The sequence below is a fragment of the Microbacterium sp. ISL-59 genome, from assembly GCF_018613945.1.
Taxonomy (GTDB): Bacteria; Actinomycetota; Actinomycetes; order Actinomycetales; family Microbacteriaceae; genus Microbacterium; species Microbacterium oxydans_B.
The window spans coordinates 264749-280144 of the sequence record NZ_JAGGPG010000001.1 but is presented as its reverse complement, the minus strand read 5'-3'; the positions used below and the strand labels follow the sequence as shown (position 1 = coordinate 280144).

Sequence of the window (15396 nt, the reverse complement as noted above, 5' to 3'; positions counted from 1 at the left end):
ATGCCGCGCCTCGTGCGCCGCGACTCTAGGATGGAGTCATCATGGATGAGGAAGCCTTCGACGACTACGACCGCGAGCTCGAACTGGCACTGTTCCGGGAGTACCGGGATGTGGTGTCGCAGTTCCAGTACGTCGTCGAGACCGAACGCCGCTTCTACCTCGCGAACGAGGTCAACGTCGTCCGCCGCGACACCGAGCACGATTTCTACTTCGAGATCTCGATGAGCGATGTGTGGGTGTGGGACATCTACCGGGCCGATCGCTTCGTCAAGGCCGTGCGCGTGCTCACGTTCAAGGACGTGAACGTCGAGGAGCTTCAGCGTCGAGAGTTCGAACTCCCGCAGGAGCTGTCGCTCGACGGGGAGTGATATCGGCGGCCCCGCGTGGGCCGCGGCGCTGTTCCTGCACACGAGGTCGAATCCTCACGTAATCCCCACCTCAGCGTGAGGGTGTGCCCGCGGCGCACAGTCAATCGGGCTGAACGTGATGCTGAGGGTATGGCAGCGAAAGATGACCTCGGCAGAGCGGGAGAAGAGCGCGCGGCGCAGCACCTGATGGGCAGCGGATACACCGTGCTCGACAGGAACTGGCGATGTTCGCAAGGGGAGATCGACATTGTCGCCGCGGTGGGCGATCAGCTGGCGATGATCGAGGTGAAGACGAGACGCACGGCAGCGTTCGGGCACCCGTTCGAGGCCGTCGATCGACGAAAGCGCCGTCGGCTCTGGCAGCTTGCGCAAGCCTGGGTCGCCGCGCATCCCGACGCGGCTCGTGGGCGCGCGGTGAGGCTCGAAGTCATCGGGATCATCGGTGCGGACCCGTTCGTGGGATCGCTCGAGCATCTCGTGGGCATCGCATGACCACAGCGCGGACGTGGGCCGTCGCCCTGAGCGGAGTCGACGGTCATCTCGTCGAAGTCGAAGCCGACCTGTCGAACCAGACACCCGAGTTCCGGATCATCGGGTTGCCCGACAAGTCGCTGGCGGAGGCCGTGCAAAGGGTCCACAACGCGTGCAAGAACGCCGGGCTCGACCTGCCTCGACGGCGGCTCACAGTGAACCTCTCTCCGGCCAGCCTTCCCAAACACGGAGCGGGGTTCGACCTCGGGATCGCCGTGGCCGCTCTGGCCGCCGGCGGATCGATCGAACCGCGCGCGATCGCCGCCACGGTTCACGTCGGCGAACTCGGGCTCGACGGTCGGATCCGACCTGTCCCGGGTGTGCTCCCCGCCGTGTTCGCTGCCGCACGCGCCGGGTTCGAGAGGGTGATCGTTCCTCATGCCAATGAAGCGGAGGCGAGACTGGTCCCCGGAATCCATGTGCGTGCTGCCGCTTCCCTCGCCGAGGTCGCGGTGTGGCATGGCGCCGATGTCGAAGCGCCCGAGGTCGAGGCCGTCGACACGGCGTCGGCGGCGGTCGGCGAGCCTTCCGAACTGGACCTGTCCGACGTCGTCGGGCAGGAAGAGGCCGTCGAGGCGCTCATCGTCGCCGCTGCAGGTGGACATCATTTGCTCCTGAGCGGGCCTCCGGGCGCAGGCAAGACGATGCTCGCTCGACGACTTCCCGGAATCATGCCGCCACTTGGCGACCTGGAGGCACTCGAGGTCGCATCGATACTCTCGCTCAACGGGGATCGCGTCGCGACGCTTGGTCGGACGCCGCCGCTGGAGGCCCCGCACCACAGCGCGTCCGTTGCGGCGTTGGTCGGTGGAGGGTCGCGCGCAGCTCGGCCAGGGGCGATCGCGCGGGCGCATTGCGGTGTGCTGTTCCTCGACGAGGCCGCGGAGTTCTCTCGTGTTGCTCTTGACGCGCTGCGCCAGCCGCTCGAGTCGGGAGTCATCGAGGTGCATCGAGCGGGGTTCACCGCCCGTTTTCCTGCGAAGTTCCAGCTGCTGCTCGCCATGAATCCGTGTCCGTGCGGGAATCATGGCGTGAGGGGTGCCGAGTGTGTGTGTCCACCCATGGCGATCCGACGGTACTCGACCCGACTGTCCGGACCGCTCCGCGACCGGATAGACATCGACCTGCACGTGGCCCGGGTCGCCGCGTCGTGCGCGACGGACGAGCGGAGGGCAAGGACGACGACTGCCCAGGCACGGGCGCGCGTCGTCGCGGCGAGCGAGCGTGCGGTCCAGCGGTGGAAGAGCACGCCGTGGCGGCGCAACGCCGACGTCCCCGGCACCTGGCTTCGCCAGGGGGCCCTTCGGCTCTCTGCGGCGACCAGGTCGCCACTCGATCGTGCGCTGGAACGCGGATCGCTGACGTTGCGGGGCTATGACCGAGTGCTCAGGGTGCATTAGATCGGTTCAGGACATACTTAGTGCATGACACGCGCAGCGCTGTACCTACGGCAGAGTCTCGACCGTGACGGCCGTTCGGAAGGCATCGACCGACAGCGGGCGCGGTGTCGTGCGCTCGTCGAGTCGCGGGGATGGGAGATCTCGGGGGAGTACGTCGATAATGACGTCTCGGCCTCGAAGCCTCGCGGCAAGGGCACCGCCTGGCATCGGCTCATCGAAGACTCGAAAGCCGGACGGGTGGACGTCGTCGTCGCCGTCGATCAGGACCGCATCCTCCGCGGCATCCGCGATCTCGTCGCGCTTATGGACGTCGGCGCGAAGATCACGACTGTCGACGGAGAGATCGACCTCGCGACCGCTGACGGCGAATTTCGGGCGACTCTCGCGGCAGGGCTCGCCCGTTTCGAGGTGCAGCGCAAGAGCGAGCGGCAGAAGCGCGCGAACGCGCACCGCCGCGAGAAGCTCCTCCCGGCCGGCGGGCGACGTGCCTTCGGATACACGAGGCTCGCGGCGGGAGCGTCACCGGAATGGCCGAAGCGGGTCGGCGGCGACGGGCAGGAATGGCCGGACTACGGACACGAGCCCTTCGAGCCCGAGGCGACCGCAGTGCGACGCGGGTACGCGATGCTGCTCGCCGGGACGCCCCTTCGCTCGATCGCGCGGACATGGAACGCTGACGGCCTCACCACGACGGCAGGGAAGCCGTTCGAGTCGTACAGCGTGCGGAACGTGCTCGCGAACCCCCGGAACGCTGGACTCGTGGCGCCGCCGCGCTCCTCGGGCGACGGCCAGAGCGCACAACAGAACCTCCGCCTCGTCGATCTCCCGGTCGGATCATGGGAGCCGCTCGTCACCCCGGAGACGTGGGCGGCCGCACGTGACCTCCTCGCCGACCCCGTGCGACGCAGCAACCCCGGCGCGCTCCCGAAGAGCCTCCTCTCGGGAATCGCCCGCTGTGGGGTGTGTGGCAGCGCGATGAAGGCGGGCGTCATCCGCGACATTCGGTCGTATCGCTGCTCCGAGTCGCCGCACCTGTCCCGCAAGCGCGACGACGCTGACCACTTCGTCACGCACATCGTTCTCGACCGCCTCGCGCGACCGGACGCCGCCGAGATTCTCCGCCGTAGCGATGCGCCGAACGTGGCAGAGCTCCGGGCGACCATGCTTGCGAAGCAACAGGGCGAGGCGAACGTTCTGGCGCTCGTGGCCGGCGGACACACGACGCTCGCGAAGGCCGAGGCGATGCTTCGGGATCTCCGGGCCGAGATGACCGCCCTAGAAGCACAGATGAGCGACGCCGGACGGGTCGACGTGCTCGGCGACGTGATCGCCCACGCTGAGGGGGCGGGCGACGGGTACGAGGCGCGGTGGGCTGCCGTGGCGGAGGCGTGGCAAGCGCTCGACGTCGACCGTCAGCGTGCGATCGTGCGGACGCTCATGTCGATCGAGATGCGCTCACCGGGCAAGGGCTCACGCGCTCCCCGCGATGTGGCCGGGCGACTCGCTCACACCGAAGCAACCCTCGCGATCACCTGGCACTGAACGCTACGCTCGGCGCATGTTCGAACTAGGCGAATCAGTCACCACGCCCGACGGTGCCAACGGGCGAATCACCGCTCCGCAAGACGGGGGACGCTTTCACTACTACACGTTGGGCTCGGGCGAGCAGAACATCTCGGTATACGAGGTGCTGGTCGACGGCAGGGTCGAGCGGTGGACCGAGGCCGCTCTCATCGAGGCCGGCGAGATGATCAAGGTCGGCGGGCACTAGGTCACCCCTTGAGTGTGTGCTTCGGCTCGCGTTGATTGGCAGAGCGTAACTACGGCGAGAAGACGCGGGGGATAAGGGCGATGCTTCGGCAGCGTCATCCGCGCGCGACGCTTATTCGTTCCGCGCTCGCTCTATAGCGGGATTCGCCCTCCACGGCTAACACAATGCGCTCCGCGCTCACGAGATAAGGGCGACGCCGTAACCGATGTAACCGTTGTAACCGTTCCTGCGGGGAGAAGGGGAGGGGTCCGCGCTCTCTCCCTCTTCTTCTTTCTTAGGGAAGGGGGTAACAGTAGGCACACGGTGACAACCCGCTACCTGACACGCCTCCGCACTCCCGAGACTCGGTTACATCGGTTACATCGGCCAACTTCCGCGGAATGACGCGGATCCCCGGGACGCCGCCGCGGTTACACATCGGTTACGACCGGTTACACACGGTGCCGACCAGTCGAGATTGTCCCCGAGTCAGACACGCCCCGTCTTAGCCGGTGGCAGGCTCCGGGCGTGGTATTGTCGCTGGCACGGGCTCCTCGGAGTCCGATGGGACAGAAGGGCAACACCGCCCCGGACACAGCCGCGATGGCAATCAACCTCACTCTGAGGGATTGCCATCATGCGTACCAGCGCCCCACTCCTGCCGCTTTCCGAAGACGAACGCGCCGTCATCGTCGGCGTCGTCAATGACGCTCCTCCTCTCCGCCCTTCCACGGTCGCCGAGCTCGCTGCCCTTCTCGGGGGTGGACGATGACCGACGAGACGCCTCAGACGCCGCCGCCGGCTTCGTTCCGCTCGCGGTCCCTCGGTGGCCTTCGCGCCGCCGCGAATATGACGCCCCAAGAGCGTTCGGACCGCGCGAAGCGGGCGCGTGCCGTCCAGCTTCAGCGCGAGGATGCCAGGCGCGCCGAGGCCGGTCTTCCCCCGCGCAAGCGGCGGGCACCCGAGCCGTCCGCCGAAGACCTCGATCCGTGGCTTGAGAAGGTCGACGAGTTGTTCCCTGGACGCGAGTGGGGTCGCGAGGAGCGCCGCCGTCAGGCGATCGTGCTCGCTCGTACCGCCGCTGCCGAAGCGGCGTCCGAGTCGATGAAGCGGCGCGACTCGTGAGCGCCCTCGATCGCGCTCTCGCAGCGCAGCGGCTCGGCTGGCACGTCATGGTGTGCGGTGCGGACAAGCGCCCCCTGACGGCTCACGGCCTCAAGGACGCGAGCACGTCGAAGAAGACGATTCGCGCGTGGTTCGAGAAGTACCCCGACGCCCTGCCCGCTGTCGTCGCCGGTCCCTCCGGGCTCGCAATCGGCGACTTCGACGTCAAGGGCGGGAAGGACGGCCTCGCGACTCTCACACGCCTGGGGCACGAGCTCCCGGCCACCTGGACGCAGCGCACGCCCTCGGGCGGCGCACACTCCTTCTACGCCGCGCCCGAGGGTGTCGAGCTCCCGAACGGTAGCGCGGATCTCTTCGAGCGGGGGAGCGGCATCGATCGCCGCACGGGGGAGTCGTACGCGGTTCTGTACGAGATGCCGCCCGCATCCCTCGCCGAGCTCTCCGCGGCTCCCGATTGGCTCGTCACCGTGGGGGAGCGCACCCGCACGGCTGACAGCGCGCCGGATGCGAGCGTCGAGAGGTTCCGCGCCTGACGCCTGGCAAGCCCTCCAAGGCCGTCAAGAAGGCGGCGGGGCGCTTCTGGCCGCGGGACATGTCGCACTCCGATCTGCTCGAAGGCGTCGCCGCTCTCGTGCAACTCGGCCAGGCCGGCGCACCCGGCGTCGGGAAGGCGCTCGACGAGGCACGGGCGACGTACACGGACGGATGGGGAGCCGACTACGAGGCGGCCTTCGACAAGGCGCTCGCGGGCAGCGTGCGCCGCTTCGGCCTCCCCCTTCCCACGATCCCGATGACCAAGGCCGAGAAGAAGGCAATCCGCGAGCGTCACGCTGAGCCGGCGACGCTCCCGCTCTCGGAAGGCGCCGCGGTACTCGCCGAGACGCGCGCGCAGATTCGTCGGTTCGTTGCCCTCCCCACCGAGTGGCACGAGGCCGCTGTCGCTCTATGGGCCGTGCACACGCATCTCGTGGGCCGCTTTGACTCGACTCCTCGAATGGTGTTCGCGAGTCCGGAGCCGGGCAGCGGCAAGACGCGGGCGCTCGAAGTTCTCGCGAAGCTCGCGCACGACCCCGTCGAGACGATGAACACGACGACCGCTTTCCTGGCACGTCGCATCGATGCCGGCGACGAGCCGCCGACGATCCTCTTCGACGAGTTCGACACCCTCTTCGGAACCCGCGCCCGCGACTCGCAAGCCGAAGAGCTTCGCGGGATCTTCAACAGTGGCCATCGTCGAGGGGCGAGCTACAGTCGCGCAGCGACGCGCGGGAAAGAGGTCGTGCTCGAAGAGTTCGCCACCTTCGCGCCCGTAGCTATGGCCGGGCTCGGAGAGCTTCCCGACACGATCCGCACCCGAGCGATCATCGTGCCGATGCGCCGCCGCGCCCGCTCGGAGGCAGTCGAGCCCTACAGGGAGCGCGAGAACGGCCGAGAGCTCGAAGTCACGCGTGACCGTATCGCAGCATGGGCGCGCACCGCTTCCCGCAAGATCGGCAACCCGTGGCCGGAGATGCCCGACGGGATCGCCGATCGCGACGCCGACGTCTGGGAGCCGCTGATCGCGGTTGCCGACGCAGTCGGCGGCGACTGGCCGAAGCTCGCCCGAGACGCCGCTCTCGTCATCGTCCGCGACGCACACGACCGCCCTGCATCGCTCGGCATCCGTCTACTCGCCGACATACGCCGCATCTTCGACAAGAGCGCCGAGAAGCGCATGCGCTCGACGGAGCTCCTGCACGAGCTCATCGGGCTCGACGACGCACCTTGGAGCGACCTCGGCGGGCGCGGCCCTATCGACTCGCGTTTCCTTGGTCGCACGTTCGACGGCTACGGCATCCCTCCCGCCCGAGCGATCCGCTTCGGCGCGGCCGTCGGAGTGGCGAAGGGCTGGGACCGATCCGAGTTCGCCGATGCGTGGATGCGCTACCTCCCTGATTTCCCGCCTGAGGGCGGCACCGTGCTCACTGATTCCGAACCGAACCCCTCCAAGAAAGGCAAGTCATCATGACCGTTTCCTACAACCTCCACTCCCGTGATGGATCGCAGATGATGCTCACGCTCCCGGACCCTTCGCGCATTCCGATTCCGGCTGTGCGCGAGGCGGTCGAGAAGTTCGCGAAGCGTGCCGCGCAGCACCGCGATGCGCGGGCGGCACTCTCTGCGGCCGATGCCGTCGTGCACGGTATCCGCGGTGAGATCGACGAAGAAGCCGCGGACGCGGCCGAGGACGGTGGCGCGGTCCCGGCGAAGAAGCTCGTCAAGAAGCTCCGTGCCGCGCAGGATGCATACGAGGAAGCGAAGATCGAGTTCGATGCCCGAGACTCGGCGCTCCGCAAGGCGCACATCCAGGTCGTCGACACGATCCGTCACCACGCACCGGCATGGCGCGCGGAGGCGATGAGCAAGGCCGACGCGAGCATCCTCCGGGTGACGTCGGCGCGCGAAATGCTCCGGAAGTCCGGCGTCGATCTCGACGAGTCGCTCTCGACCCTCGGGCTCCTCGACCGGCTGACGACCGGTCTTCGCGTTCAGGGACTCGCCGAGCCGCGGATCGATAGCGTTCCCGTGCTCGTCGCCGTGGACCGCTCCGGCATGCACGTGAGCCAGGCGCTCGACGACATCGGGAGCGCGATCGGGGAGGCGATGGAAACCCTCGATGTGCAGCGCGGCGCGGCGAAGTCGAAGCCCGACGTCGTCGTTCCGGTGCCAGGCGAGGATCAGGTCGACGAGACGGCGGCCGACCTCGGCGACCTCTCGATCGGTGCTGACGATGAGTAAGAAGCTGGAACGCGCCGCGGCGGTCGCCGAGATCGAAGCGGACCGCGCCGTCGAGCGAGCCCTCCGTGCAGTCGTGATGCGCCGCGAGGGCTCCTCGTGGGGCGATATCGCCGAGAGACTCGGAGTCTCGCAGATCGAGGCGCAGGAGCTCGCCAGGGTCGCATACGCCCGGCTCGGCGAGGCGGAAGCCGATCACCTTCGTACCGAGGTCGAAGACCGCATCGACGGCGTCGTCCGCAAGGCTCACGTCGACCTCGCTCTCTGCCAGTCACAGGGGGAGCGGACGGCGATCTATCGCGTACTCCTCGCGGCCGAGGCGCAGCGGGCGCGGCTCCTTGGGCTGAATCTTCGAGCGGAAGGGGAGGATCATGCCGCTTAGGCGCACACCCCGAGCCAAGCGGGAGACGCGCGAAGCCCGAGCGCTCCGGGAGGCGGTCGCCGCCGATACCGCCGCGATGCTCGCCCGGATTCCTGACGACGGCAAGTCGAAGGCCGAGCGGACGCGTGCGGACGCAAAGGCAGGGCGGCGGTTTGATCGCGTCATGACGAAGGCTCGGGCGAAGTGGGACGCGGCGTCGCCCGAGTGGCGGCAGCGCCAGGGCGCGAAGATCCTCGCCGATGATCGGCGTCGCGACCAGGCGGCAACCCTCCCGGCGGACGGCGGTCGCGAGATCTACGCGGTGTACAAGCTCTCCGACGATGGGAGAAGGCGCCGTGCCAAGAAGAGCGCGAGCACCCCGTCGAGCGCCATCCTCCACACGACGAACACGAGGGCGGTCACGGCTGACGCCGTGCGCCCCGCTCCCGTCGTGAAAGCCGAGCCTGTGGCCGAAGCGACGCCCGAGCCTTCACGGAAGCGCAGACGCCGTCCCGCGGGCTTCATCGGCTACATCGACGCGCGGCTCATCGACGAGGACGAGTGGGAGGACTGACCATGAGTGCAATCCGGGAAGCCCAAGCCTCGCTCGCGTTCGCCGAGCGAGAGAGGGAGGAGGCGTACGCCGTGTGGCGGGCAGCGCATCGCGCCTACTTCGACGCTGACATGCGCACCCTGCACGCTCGGCTCGACCTCGAAGACGCCCTCGCCGACGCAGCACGACCGATTGAAAGGCATGACCATGACTGACAAGACCGCTTCCGAACTCGCCGCCGAGCAACTCGGCTTCGGGGAGACCGACCCTCACGACGAGATGATCGGCGAAGTCGACGCGTTGCTCGCCAAGCGCGGCGAGTGGAGCGAGGAAGACCGCGCGACAGCCCGTGCAACCCTCGACCGCGCGAAGGCGCTTCCTCCTCGCAAGCCCATCCCGGCATCCGAGCCGGCGAAGCCTCGACCGGCGACAGCATCCGAACTCGCCGCCGAGCAACTCAAGGGGCAGCATGAGTCCGCTCACCGCCAGTCGAGGGGGTGGAGGTAATGCGTAGCTCGCGTCAGGGCGCCATACCCTCCGACCTCGGCGGGCTCATCGATCTCCTTCGCGACTACGAAGACCGGATCCAGAAGCTCGAAGCGCCGTCCGGCGAGACGCTCAACGCGACGGTGCCGAGGCTGACAAAGGTTGTTGCCGATCTCTCGATTCTCGTTAACAACATCGAGGCGACGCTCACGGCATTCATCGAGAACGACGTGAATGACATCGTCGATGCGCGGATTGCGATCGCTCTCGCCTCCTACTTCGCGGGGTCGGTGTCGATCGGCGGCGAGCTCCTCGTGAACGGTGCCGTGCAAGTCCCGGGCGCTCGGGCGACGGACCTCTCGACAGCCGAAGACCGCGTGACGGCGTGGATCGGTGGAGATGGACGCCTAGGGCACACCGCCTGACAGACCCTCGGCGAATTCGCACGCCGAGAAGTGCCGCTTCCATGACAGCGGCAGAAGGCCGGGGAGGTCCCGATCCCCGGCCTTCATCCTTGCGGTCAGTCGCGTTCCACGTTTCCGAGTGACCATCCGGTGACATCCCGCAGGGCGCCGCGCCAAAGGGGTAGATCAAGGTACACGGAGCCCGAGAAGACGCGAACGTCTCGCATGTGGATGTAGCGCTTCGCATTGAGTGGCAATCCGGCGGCGTCGCGTTCGTTTTCAACCGCCGCGTACTTCAGGGCGCTAGCGGCCCAGGCATCAGTAAGCGCGGTCATCGCGGGCGCGGGGGAATCCTGGAAGGTTTTCGCCAGCAGGTCGATGTATTCCTCGATGCCGATCACCAAGCCGGAGATGCTGGCGCCGTTCGACTGAATCGTCAGGCCGATGCCAGATCCGGGCGCCGTAAAGAGCCGGACAAGGTCGTCGAGCATCCAATCCTTCGGGGGCGTTTCGTCAAGGAAGTAGCTGTCATTGGGTGCCTCTGGAGCAGTAGTCGGCTCGGTAGCGGCGGGTTCGGTCATCATCGATCCTTTCAATCGGTCTCAACGTAGGGGATCGGCGATGGGTATGGGAACTCCTCGAACTACATACGACTTAGCTCCATTTGCTTGTCGCGTGGACCATGGCCGACCTGGCAGGCATCGACCGACCCGGGCCTGAGGAGATAGGCCGTGCGCTGCATCTGAGGAGAGGGCTGTGATGATGATGGACGAACTGCTCGACGACTCCGAGACCATCGCAGCGGTCCGTCGGATCCACCCGGGTGATGCCCTCGCGGAGTGCGTGGCACGCGCGGCATGGAGCGTGATCGCCGAGCCCGGTGACGCCGTTGCAGGGGCGCTGATCGGGACCTTGGGCGCGGCTGAAGCACTTTCGGCGGCGCTGGGAGATGCCCTGTCGTTGATGTCCGCAGGCGCCGCGAGCGGACAGGCTTCTCGGGCGCTGACAGAGGCGAGAGCACGATGGCGCCCTCGCGCGGATCCCCGCGCTGTGCGGCAGGCCCTCCGCAGCGCGCTCGAGGTCGGAGCGCGGCTGGTCATCCCCGGCGACGCGCATTGGCCGGTGAGCCTCGATGATCTCGGGCCTCATGCGCCAAGTGCACTGTGGGTGCGCGGGCACGTCGATCTTCTCGTGCGGAACCCACGGGTGTCGATGGTCGGGGCGCGGGCCGCCAGCAGCTATGGCGAACACGTCGCCGCGGAGCTCAGCGGGGATCTCGCCGCGGGGGGAGCGGTGATCGTCTCCGGCGGCGCATACGGAATCGATGGCGCTGTACATCGCGCTGCCCTCGGTGCAGGCGGAGCGACCGTGGCCTTCCTCGCCGGCGGAGTCGACCGCGCCTACCCGATCGGTCATCAGAGGCTCCTGCAGCAGATCGCGGTCGAAGGGGCTGTGGTGAGCGAACCGCCGTGCGGAACGGCTCCGACCAAGTGGCGCTTCCTGGCTCGGAACCGACTGATTGCCGCGCTCGGGCAGGCGACCGTGGTGGTCGAAGCGGGTTGGCGCAGCGGCTCGTTGAACACCGCGGGTCACGCAGCGACGCTGGGGCGTCCGCTCGGTGCGGTTCCCGGACCGGTGACGTCGGCATCTTCCGCAGGGTGCCACCGGCTGCTCCGGGAGTACGACGCGCAGTGCGTCACCTCGGCACGAGAGGTGCGAGAGCTGTGGGGGCCGATCGAACAACCGCCGGCCGAGCGCGAAGAGCACGATCCGAATCGCACCCGAGTCCTCGATGCCCTGAGCACGAGGTCGAGGCTCTCGGTCGAGGAGATCGCCCGAAGGTCGGGCTTGTCGCCGGATCGAGTGCGCTCATGCCTCGGGTTGCTGCACCTGGAAGGGGATGTCGCGCTCGACGAAAGGGGGTGGCACCGGGCGCACACATCACGGACCGGGTGAGAGGTATCCGCAGAGACCTCGGCGAGGCTGAAGAGGGGACGCGACGTACAGCGGCAAGCTGAAGCCATGGATCTCACGGTCGCCACCGAGGCGTTCGTCGGCCACCTGGAGCGGGTGCGTCGACTCTCGCCCGCGACCGCGAAGGCATACAGGTCGGACCTTCGAGACCTCCAGGCGTCGGCAGGTGGCATCACGCTCGAAGAAGTCGATCTCGAGGTGCTCAGAGACTGGCTCTGGCATGCCACCCAGCGGGGCGATGCGAGATCCACACTCGCGCGGCGGGCTGCGGCCGCTCGGTCCTTCTTCGGCTGGGCGCACGAGCACGAGCTCGTGTCCCACGACCCGAGCCTGCGGCTGATCGCACCGAAGAAGGGACGCACACTGCCCACAGTGGCGTCCCGCGAGGCGATGTCGGGCTTGCTCGATGCTCATCGCGACGCGGCCGGGACGGGAGATCCGATCGCCTTGCGCGACCACGCGATACTCGAGCTGCTCTATGGTTCCGGCATCCGTGTCGCAGAACTGTGCGGGCTGGATATCGACGACCTCGACCTCGACCGAGGCACGGCCCGCGTGCTCGGGAAGGGGGCCAAGGAACGGGTCGTCCCCTACGGTGCTCCGGCGAGGGATGCGCTGGAGGCTTATCTCCGTCGCGGCCGACCGGTCCTGGTGGCGAGGGCGCGCACCTTCTCATCCGCTGTGATGCTGGGGAGTCGCGGCGCCCGGATCGGCCCACGAGCGGTCTACGAGCTTGTCGCCCGCGTGCTGGCACCGGTGGTCGGCACCGAGACCATCGGCCCGCACGCCCTTCGTCACACGGCTGCCACCCACCTTCTCGACGGCGGTGCAGACCTGAGGGCTGTCCAGGAGATACTCGGTCACGCCAGCCTCGGCACGACCCAGATATACACGCACGTCTCGGCCGAACGCCTGACCGCGACCTATCGACTGGCGCATCCCCGGGCGTGATGTCGGAGGGCGGCGTGCTCGAGCCGCTGGCACCGTGGTCGGGCAGGCCCTGGGGTCACAGAGACTCGCAGCAGGGGAGCAGGATGGCCCGCGGGAGATCGCCGAAGAGAAGCATCGGATTGATGTACGAGCCGTCTCTTCGTACGCCGAGGTACAGAGCGCCCGCCGCGGTGTGACCGCCCGCGTCGACGAGTCCGATTTCCTGCCCGACCGACACCGCGTCGCCCGGGTCGAGCGTCGTTCGGAGCGGCTCGAAGGTGCTGACGAGGCCGTCTGCGTGCTCGATCGTCAGGAGCGGGCGGTCCACGACGGTCCCGCGGAAGGCCACAGTGCCGTCCGCGGGGGCTGTGACCGCCGCGTGGATCGAAGCGCCCAGATCTACGCCACGATGACCGGCACCGTACGCGTGCGCCGGCGCCCTGAACGGCTCGACGACCTCTCGCGAGCCGGCGAGCGGCCATCGCCAGCGCGGTATGTCCGCGGTGTCACCCGAGGTGGCCGAGGCGCCGGGAGCGTACAGGGCGAGCGCGACGAGCACGGCGATGGCCGTGCCGGAAGCCGCTCGGAGCAGAATGCGCATGAGGGGAGTGTGACGTCTCTTCCGAGCGGTCGGACGGCCGTCTCGGCGCCGTCGGCGGACCGCGTGGACGACTTCGGTGGGGAGCTGCCGGTGCAGGGTGAGTGACGTCGTTGCTTCCTGTATGCTGGGGGAGCACCTCGATATCGGGGTGACTACGCGTGCCCAAAGCGATTCAGATCGCGGCATCCACTCCCACAGGTCCTGTTCCTCGAACAGGCGGGCGTGGGCCGGGCACCAGGAAGTCCGATCATCCGGTCGGCTTGCAACCTCAACGGCGCAGAAACGCGCCAGAACCAGGAGACGACCATGGCTGTGGTCACCATCCGCCAGCTGCTCGACAGCGGCGTGCACTTCGGACACCAGACGCGTCGGTGGAACCCGAAGGTCAAGCGCTTCATCCTCACCGAGCGCAGCGGCATCCACATCATCGACCTCCAGCAGTCGCTCGGCTACATCGACAAGGCCTACGACTTCGTCAAGGAGACCGTCGCTCACGGTGGCACGATCCTCTTCGTCGGCACCAAGAAGCAGGCGCAGGAGATCCTCGCCGAGCAGGCGACGCGCGTCGGCCAGCCCTTCGTGAACCAGCGGTGGCTCGGTGGACTCCTCACCAACTTCCAGACGATCTCCAAGCGTCTCGCACGCATGAAGGAGCTCGAGGAGCTCGACTACGAGACCCCGGCGAACAGCGGCTTCACGAAGAAGGAGCTGCTTCTCAAGAAGCGCGAGCTCGACAAGCTGCACAAGTCGCTCGGCGGTATCCGCAACCTCACCAAGACGCCGTCGGCCATCTGGGTCGTCGACGCCAAGCGCGAGCACCTCGCCATCGATGAGGCCAAGAAGCTCGGCATCCCGGTGATCGGTATCCTCGACACCAACGCTGACCCGGACGACTTCCAGTACCCGATCCCCGGCAACGACGACGCGATCCGCTCCGTCTCGCTGCTGACCCGCATCATCGCCGACGCCGCGGCCGAGGGCCTGCAGCAGAAGCACAACCCGGAGACGGGTGACGCCGAGCCGCTCGCCGACTGGGAGAAGGAGCTCCTCGAGACCCCCGCCCCGGAGGTCCAGGAGTCGGCCGACGCCGCCGAGGTCGTGACCTCGGAAGACGAGGCCGCCGTCGTCGGGACGCCTGCTGCTGACGAGACCGCTGCCGACGAGGCCGGTGCTGAGGCACACGACGAGGCGATCGCCGCCGCTTCCGGTGAGGAGACCGCTGAGGTCGCCGCCGCCGAGGCTGCCGACGCCAAGTAATCCCCTCGTTCACACACACCTAACGAAGCAAGGAGCCACCACACATGGCCAACTTCACCATCGCTGACCTCAAGGCGCTGCGTGAGCAGCTCGGCACGGGAATGGTCGACACCAAGAAGGCGCTCGAGGAGGCTGACGGAGACGTCGCGAAGGCCACCGAGATCCTGCGTCTCAAGGGTGCGAAGGGCAACGCGAAGCGCGCTGACCGTTCGACCAGCGAGGGACTGATCGTCGCTCGCGAGCAGGATGGCGCCGTGACGCTCATCGAGCTCGCATGCGAGACCGACTTCGTCGCGAAGAACGAGCGCTTCATCGCGCTGGCCGACAAGGTCGCCGACGCTGCAGCAGCGGTCAAGGCCGATTCCGTCGACGCCGCCCTCGCCGCATCCGCCGGCGACAAGAGCGTCGAGCAGGTCATCTCCGAAGAGGCCGCGATCATCGGCGAGAAGGTCGAACTGCGCCGCGTGCGCACGATCTCGGGCGACAAGGTCGAGGTCTACCTGCACCGCACGAGCAAGGATCTGCCGCCGCAGATCGGTGTCGTCGTCGCCTACTCGGGCGATGACGCCGAGACCGCGCGCAGCATCGCGCAGCACATCTCCTTCGCGAACCCGTCGTACCTGTCCCGCGAGGACGTGCCGGCGGACGCGGTCGAGAAGGAGCGCGAGATCGTCACCGAGATCTCTCGTAACGAGGGCAAGCCGGAAGCGGCTCTCCCGAAGATCGTCGAGGGCCGTGTTTCTGCGTTCATCAAGCAGGTCGCCCTGCTCGAGCAGGACTACGCCAAGGACAACAAGCTCTCTGTCGCCCAGGTGGCGAAGGACGCCGGTATCACCGTGACGGACTTCGCGCGCTTCAAGGTCGGCGCGTAGCAAGGTCGA

Annotated in this window: 20 protein-coding genes; 18 read left to right on the top strand and 2 right to left on the bottom strand. The window is 67.7% G+C overall.

Annotated features, from left to right (window positions below; translation table 11 throughout):
- The first annotated feature begins 41 nt into the window (after positions 1 to 41).
- The 14 genes from J7E45_RS01375 to J7E45_RS01310 all read left to right on the top strand — a co-directional run bounded on the left by J7E45_RS01375 (position 42) and on the right by J7E45_RS01310 (position 9774).
- Positions 42 to 368 carry a DUF2469 family protein gene (locus tag J7E45_RS01375; protein ID WP_017204525.1) on the top strand — a complete coding sequence of 109 codons (327 nt, stop codon included), beginning with the start codon at positions 42 to 44 and terminating at the stop codon, positions 366 to 368.
- Between the two features lie 129 nt (positions 369 to 497).
- Positions 498 to 860 (top strand): YraN family protein, encoded by a 363-nt coding sequence (locus tag J7E45_RS01370; RefSeq protein WP_215066630.1) that lies wholly within the window; start codon positions 498 to 500, stop codon positions 858 to 860.
- Positions 857 to 2299: a YifB family Mg chelatase-like AAA ATPase gene (locus J7E45_RS01365; RefSeq protein ID WP_215066629.1), complete on the top strand. Its 1443-nt coding sequence runs from the start codon at positions 857 to 859 to the stop codon at positions 2297 to 2299. Before J7E45_RS01370 ends, J7E45_RS01365 begins: the two co-directional genes overlap by 4 nt.
- A 24-nt stretch (positions 2300 to 2323) precedes the next feature.
- Positions 2324 to 3841 carry a recombinase family protein gene (locus J7E45_RS01360; RefSeq protein WP_215066628.1) on the top strand — a complete coding sequence of 506 codons (1518 nt, stop codon included), beginning with the start codon at positions 2324 to 2326 and terminating at the stop codon, positions 3839 to 3841.
- A 16-nt stretch (positions 3842 to 3857) separates the two neighbouring features.
- Entirely contained in the window at positions 3858 to 4070 is a 213-nt protein-coding gene (locus J7E45_RS01355) for a hypothetical protein (protein WP_215066626.1), read from the top strand.
- Positions 4071 to 4817: 747 nt separating this feature from the next.
- Positions 4818 to 5174, top strand: coding sequence for a hypothetical protein (locus tag J7E45_RS01350; protein ID WP_215066624.1), 357 nt, complete (start codon positions 4818 to 4820; stop codon positions 5172 to 5174).
- Positions 5171 to 5707, top strand: coding sequence for a bifunctional DNA primase/polymerase (locus J7E45_RS01345; RefSeq protein WP_215066622.1), 537 nt, complete (start codon positions 5171 to 5173; stop codon positions 5705 to 5707). Before J7E45_RS01350 ends, J7E45_RS01345 begins: the two co-directional genes overlap by 4 nt.
- A 59-nt stretch (positions 5708 to 5766) precedes the next feature.
- Complete coding sequence (locus tag J7E45_RS01340; RefSeq protein ID WP_215066620.1) at positions 5767 to 7182, top strand: DUF3631 domain-containing protein; 1416 nt, start codon at positions 5767 to 5769, stop codon at positions 7180 to 7182.
- A complete protein-coding gene (locus J7E45_RS01335) occupies positions 7179 to 7952 on the top strand; it encodes a hypothetical protein (protein ID WP_215066618.1) in 774 nt (257 codons plus the stop codon). The genes J7E45_RS01340 and J7E45_RS01335 overlap by 4 nt, the downstream gene beginning before the upstream one ends.
- The gene (locus J7E45_RS01330; protein WP_215066616.1) at positions 7945 to 8331 is read left to right on the top strand and encodes a hypothetical protein; all 387 of its coding nucleotides are present in this window, start codon (positions 7945 to 7947) and stop codon (positions 8329 to 8331) included. Before J7E45_RS01335 ends, J7E45_RS01330 begins: the two co-directional genes overlap by 8 nt.
- Positions 8321 to 8884 carry a hypothetical protein gene (locus J7E45_RS01325; RefSeq protein WP_215066614.1) on the top strand — a complete coding sequence of 188 codons (564 nt, stop codon included), beginning with the start codon at positions 8321 to 8323 and terminating at the stop codon, positions 8882 to 8884. The genes J7E45_RS01330 and J7E45_RS01325 overlap by 11 nt, the downstream gene beginning before the upstream one ends.
- A gap of 2 nt (positions 8885 to 8886) precedes the next feature.
- A complete protein-coding gene (locus tag J7E45_RS01320; protein WP_215066612.1) occupies positions 8887 to 9078 on the top strand; it encodes a hypothetical protein in 192 nt (63 codons plus the stop codon).
- Positions 9071 to 9370: a hypothetical protein gene (locus J7E45_RS01315; RefSeq protein WP_215066610.1), complete on the top strand. Its 300-nt coding sequence runs from the start codon at positions 9071 to 9073 to the stop codon at positions 9368 to 9370. The genes J7E45_RS01320 and J7E45_RS01315 overlap by 8 nt, the downstream gene beginning before the upstream one ends.
- Complete coding sequence (locus J7E45_RS01310) at positions 9370 to 9774, top strand: hypothetical protein (RefSeq protein WP_215066608.1); 405 nt, start codon at positions 9370 to 9372, stop codon at positions 9772 to 9774. Before J7E45_RS01315 ends, J7E45_RS01310 begins: the two co-directional genes overlap by 1 nt.
- A gap of 95 nt (positions 9775 to 9869) precedes the next feature.
- On the opposite strand, the gene J7E45_RS01305 is transcribed toward J7E45_RS01310, so the two are convergent.
- A complete protein-coding gene (locus tag J7E45_RS01305; protein WP_215066606.1) occupies positions 9870 to 10334 on the bottom strand; it encodes a hypothetical protein in 465 nt (154 codons plus the stop codon).
- A 178-nt stretch (positions 10335 to 10512) separates the two neighbouring features.
- Here J7E45_RS01305 and dprA point away from each other — a divergent pair, with 178 nt between their 5' ends.
- Together dprA and J7E45_RS01295 are read left to right on the top strand one after the other, a co-directional pair.
- Complete coding sequence (dprA, locus tag J7E45_RS01300; protein WP_308162055.1) at positions 10513 to 11709, top strand: DNA-processing protein DprA; 1197 nt, start codon at positions 10513 to 10515, stop codon at positions 11707 to 11709.
- 66 nt (positions 11710 to 11775) lie between these two features.
- A complete protein-coding gene (locus J7E45_RS01295) occupies positions 11776 to 12678 on the top strand; it encodes a tyrosine recombinase XerC (protein ID WP_215066604.1) in 903 nt (300 codons plus the stop codon).
- Positions 12679 to 12733: 55 nt separating this feature from the next.
- Here J7E45_RS01295 and J7E45_RS01290 read toward each other — a convergent pair whose 3' ends face one another.
- On the bottom strand, positions 12734 to 13258 hold the full coding sequence (locus J7E45_RS01290; protein WP_215066602.1) for a M23 family metallopeptidase: 525 nt from the start codon (positions 13256 to 13258) through the stop codon (positions 12734 to 12736).
- A 306-nt stretch (positions 13259 to 13564) separates the two neighbouring features.
- On the opposite strand from J7E45_RS01290, the gene rpsB reads away from it, so the two are divergent.
- A complete protein-coding gene (rpsB, locus tag J7E45_RS01285; protein ID WP_215066600.1) occupies positions 13565 to 14515 on the top strand; it encodes a 30S ribosomal protein S2 in 951 nt (316 codons plus the stop codon).
- A gap of 44 nt (positions 14516 to 14559) precedes the next feature.
- Positions 14560 to 15387 carry a translation elongation factor Ts gene (tsf, locus tag J7E45_RS01280; protein ID WP_091036126.1) on the top strand — a complete coding sequence of 276 codons (828 nt, stop codon included), beginning with the start codon at positions 14560 to 14562 and terminating at the stop codon, positions 15385 to 15387.
- Positions 15388 to 15396 lie beyond the last annotated feature (9 nt).

Coding starts and splice junctions, on each gene's coding strand:
- J7E45_RS01375 (WP_017204525.1), top strand. CDS start 42: ATGGATGAGGAAGCCTTCGACGACTACGACCGCGAGCTCGAACTGGCA.
- J7E45_RS01370 (WP_215066630.1), top strand. CDS start 498: ATGGCAGCGAAAGATGACCTCGGCAGAGCGGGAGAAGAGCGCGCGGCG.
- J7E45_RS01365 (WP_215066629.1), top strand. CDS start 857: ATGACCACAGCGCGGACGTGGGCCGTCGCCCTGAGCGGAGTCGACGGT.
- J7E45_RS01360 (WP_215066628.1), top strand. CDS start 2,324: ATGACACGCGCAGCGCTGTACCTACGGCAGAGTCTCGACCGTGACGGC.
- J7E45_RS01355 (WP_215066626.1), top strand. CDS start 3,858: ATGTTCGAACTAGGCGAATCAGTCACCACGCCCGACGGTGCCAACGGG.
- J7E45_RS01350 (WP_215066624.1), top strand. CDS start 4,818: ATGACCGACGAGACGCCTCAGACGCCGCCGCCGGCTTCGTTCCGCTCG.
- J7E45_RS01340 (WP_215066620.1), top strand. CDS start 5,767: ATGTCGCACTCCGATCTGCTCGAAGGCGTCGCCGCTCTCGTGCAACTC.
- J7E45_RS01335 (WP_215066618.1), top strand. CDS start 7,179: ATGACCGTTTCCTACAACCTCCACTCCCGTGATGGATCGCAGATGATG.
- J7E45_RS01330 (WP_215066616.1), top strand. CDS start 7,945: ATGAGTAAGAAGCTGGAACGCGCCGCGGCGGTCGCCGAGATCGAAGCG.
- J7E45_RS01325 (WP_215066614.1), top strand. CDS start 8,321: ATGCCGCTTAGGCGCACACCCCGAGCCAAGCGGGAGACGCGCGAAGCC.
- J7E45_RS01320 (WP_215066612.1), top strand. CDS start 8,887: ATGAGTGCAATCCGGGAAGCCCAAGCCTCGCTCGCGTTCGCCGAGCGA.
- J7E45_RS01315 (WP_215066610.1), top strand. CDS start 9,071: ATGACTGACAAGACCGCTTCCGAACTCGCCGCCGAGCAACTCGGCTTC.
- J7E45_RS01310 (WP_215066608.1), top strand. CDS start 9,370: ATGCGTAGCTCGCGTCAGGGCGCCATACCCTCCGACCTCGGCGGGCTC.
- J7E45_RS01305 (WP_215066606.1), bottom strand. CDS start 10,334: ATGACCGAACCCGCCGCTACCGAGCCGACTACTGCTCCAGAGGCACCC.
- dprA (WP_308162055.1), top strand. CDS start 10,513: ATGATGATGGACGAACTGCTCGACGACTCCGAGACCATCGCAGCGGTC.
- J7E45_RS01295 (WP_215066604.1), top strand. CDS start 11,776: ATGGATCTCACGGTCGCCACCGAGGCGTTCGTCGGCCACCTGGAGCGG.
- J7E45_RS01290 (WP_215066602.1), bottom strand. CDS start 13,258: ATGCGCATTCTGCTCCGAGCGGCTTCCGGCACGGCCATCGCCGTGCTC.
- rpsB (WP_215066600.1), top strand. CDS start 13,565: ATGGCTGTGGTCACCATCCGCCAGCTGCTCGACAGCGGCGTGCACTTC.
- tsf (WP_091036126.1), top strand. CDS start 14,560: ATGGCCAACTTCACCATCGCTGACCTCAAGGCGCTGCGTGAGCAGCTC.